The organism is Gelidibacter gilvus (assembly GCF_004115975.1).
GTDB lineage: Bacteria > Bacteroidota > Bacteroidia > Flavobacteriales > Flavobacteriaceae > Gelidibacter > Gelidibacter gilvus.
Genome location: NZ_SDDZ01000025.1, coordinates 2501 through 5411, shown reverse-complemented (window position 1 = coordinate 5411; position 2911 = coordinate 2501). Strand labels below are relative to the sequence as shown.

Below are 2911 nucleotides of genomic sequence, written 5' to 3'. Positions count from 1 at the left end.
TCTAAAAAAGGCGACGACCTACTCTCCCACGAGATGCAGTACCATCGGCGCAAACGGGCTTAACTTCTCTGTTCGGAATGGTAAGAGGTGAGCCCCGTCGCTATAACCACCTTAAGTCATAGCTGCGGTGCAACAACAGTGTTGTTGCCTACAGCGTCATACAGTTGTATGACAAATATCGTGACATATTGAAAAAAGCACACCAAGGTGTGTACATACATAAAAAACTCTACTAAAAAACAGGCGTACAATAAGCCTATGGGCTATTAGTACCACTCGGCTATGACATTGCTGCCCTTACACCTATGGCCTATCAACGTGGTAATCTTCCACGGCCCTTTAAAGAAATCTCATCTTGTGGTGGGTTTCGCGCTTATATGCTTTCAGCGCTTATCCCTTCCGAACGTAGCTACCCAGCAATGCCACTGGCGTGACAACTGGTGCACCAGAGGTTCGTCCAACTCGGTCCTCTCGTACTAGAGTCAGATCCACTCAAATTTCTAACGCCCACAGTAGATAGAGACCGAACTGTCTCACGACGTTCTGAACCCAGCTCGCGTGCCACTTTAATGGGCGAACAGCCCAACCCTTGGGACCTTCTCCAGCCCCAGGATGTGACGAGCCGACATCGAGGTGCCAAACCCCCCCGTCGATATGAGCTCTTGGGGGAGATCAGCCTGTTATCCCCGGCGTACCTTTTATCCTTTGAGCGATGGCCCTTCCATGCGGAACCACCGGATCACTATGCTCTACTTTCGTACCTGATCGACCTGTTTGTCTCTCAGTCAAGCTCCCTTATGCCATTGCACTCTGCGCACGGTTACCAAGCGTGCTGAGGGAACCTTTAGAAGCCTCCGTTACTCTTTTGGAGGCGACCACCCCAGTCAAACTACCCACCAAGCACTGTCCCCTTTGTTCAAGGGTTAGACTCTAGACAAGCAAAGGGTGGTATTTCAACAATGACTAACCTACGCCTGGCGACGCAGGATCGAAGTCTCCCACCTATCCTACACATTACTTATCCAAAACCAATACTAAGCTATAGTAAAGGTGCACGGGGTCTTTTCGTCCCACTGCGGGTAATCGGCATCTTCACCGATACTACAATTTCACCGAGCTCATGGCTGAGACAGTGTCCAGATCGTTGCACCATTCGTGCAGGTCGGAACTTACCCGACAAGGAATTTCGCTACCTTAGGACCGTTATAGTTACGGCCGCCGTTTACTGGGGCTTCAATTCAGATCTTCGCCGAAGCTAAACCCTCCTCTTAACCTTCCAGCACCGGGCAGGTGTCAGGCCATATACGTCATCTTTCAATTTAGCATAGCCCTGTGTTTTTGATAAACAGTCGCCTGGACTCTTTCACTGCGGCCCCCCCGGAGGGGGGCGACGCTTCTCCCGAAGTTACGCGTCTATTTTGCCTAGTTCCTTAGCCATGAATCTCTCGAGCACCTTAGAATTCTCATCCCAACTACCTGTGTCGGTTTACGGTACGGGCTGCTTCACTCGCTTTTCTTGGAAGTCGCTTCTCTGGATTATCACCTCGGCCGTAGCCTCGGTGTACTATCGCGGCATTACTGCTCGCTTCAACGTGCTATTCCGTCAGCACGCACCAAATATACGCCTCCGTCACTTTTAACGTGAGCAGGTACGGGAATATTAACCCGTTGTCCATCCACTACCCCTTTCGGGTTCGCGTTAGGCCCCGACTAACCCTCAGCTGATTAGCATAGCTGAGGAAACCTTAGTCTTTCGGTGTGCGGGTTTCTCGCCCGCATTATCGTTACTTATGCCTACATTTTCTTTTGTAGCTTCTCCAGCATGACTCACATCACACCTTCGACGACACTACAATGCTCCCCTACCACTTATAAACTAAATTATAAATCCATAGCTTCGGTAATATGTTTATGCCCGATTATTATCCATGCCGAACCGCTCGACTAGTGAGCTGTTACGCACTCTTTAAATGAATGGCTGCTTCCAAGCCAACATCCTAGCTGTCTGTGCAGTTCAACCGCGTTCTTTCAACTTAACATATATTTGGGGACCTTAGCTGATGGTCTGGGTTCTTTCCCTCTCGGACTTGGACCTTAGCACCCAAGCCCTCACTGCTGATAAACATTCTGTAGCATTCGGAGTTTGTCAGGAATTGGTAGGCGGTGAAGCCCCCGCATCCAATCAGTAGCTCTACCTCTACAGAACTATAAATCAACGCTGCACCTAAATGCATTTCGGGGAGTACGAGCTATTTCCGAGTTTGATTGGCCTTTCACCCCTACCCACAGGTCATCCGAAGACTTTTCAACGTCTGGCGGTTCGGTCCTCCATTTAGTGTTACCTAAACTTCAACCTGCCCATGGGTAGATCACACGGTTTCGCGTCTACCGCTACCAACTAAAGCGCCCTGTTCAGACTCGCTTTCGCTACGGATCCGTGGCTTAACCACTTAACCTCGCTGGCAACGGTAACTCGTAGGCTCATTATGCAAAAGGCACGCCGTCACCCCCTAAAGGGCTCCGACCGCTTGTAAGCGTATGGTTTCAGGTTCTCTTTCACTCCCTTATTCAGGGTTCTTTTCACCTTTCCCTCACGGTACTGGTTCACTATCGGTCTCTCAGGAGTATTTAGCCTTAACGGATGGTCCCGCCAAATTCATACAGGGTTTCACGTGCCCCGCACTACTCAGGATACCACTATGTCCACATTTTTTACCTATACCGGGCTATCACCGTCTATGGCCTGTCTTTCCAAACAGTTCTAGTTCATCGTGCTTCTAATATCGTGGTCCTACAACCCCGACATTGCCGTAACAATGCCGGTTTGGGCTAATCCGCGTTCGCTCGCCACTACTTACGGAATCACTTTTGTTTTCTTCTCCTCCGGGTACTTAGATGTTTCAGTTCTCCG

The 2911-nt window shown here is 49.8% G+C and carries 2 rRNA genes (1 of these 2 only partly in view); both read right to left on the bottom strand.

Annotated elements, in window-relative coordinates:
* Positions 1–5: 5 nt before the first annotated feature.
* Positions 6–114: ribosomal RNA gene (gene rrf / locus ESZ48_RS19060) — 5S ribosomal RNA — on the bottom strand.
* 132 nt (positions 115–246) lie between these two features.
* Positions 247–2911, bottom strand: a 23S ribosomal RNA gene (locus ESZ48_RS19055); it runs 170 nt beyond the window's last position.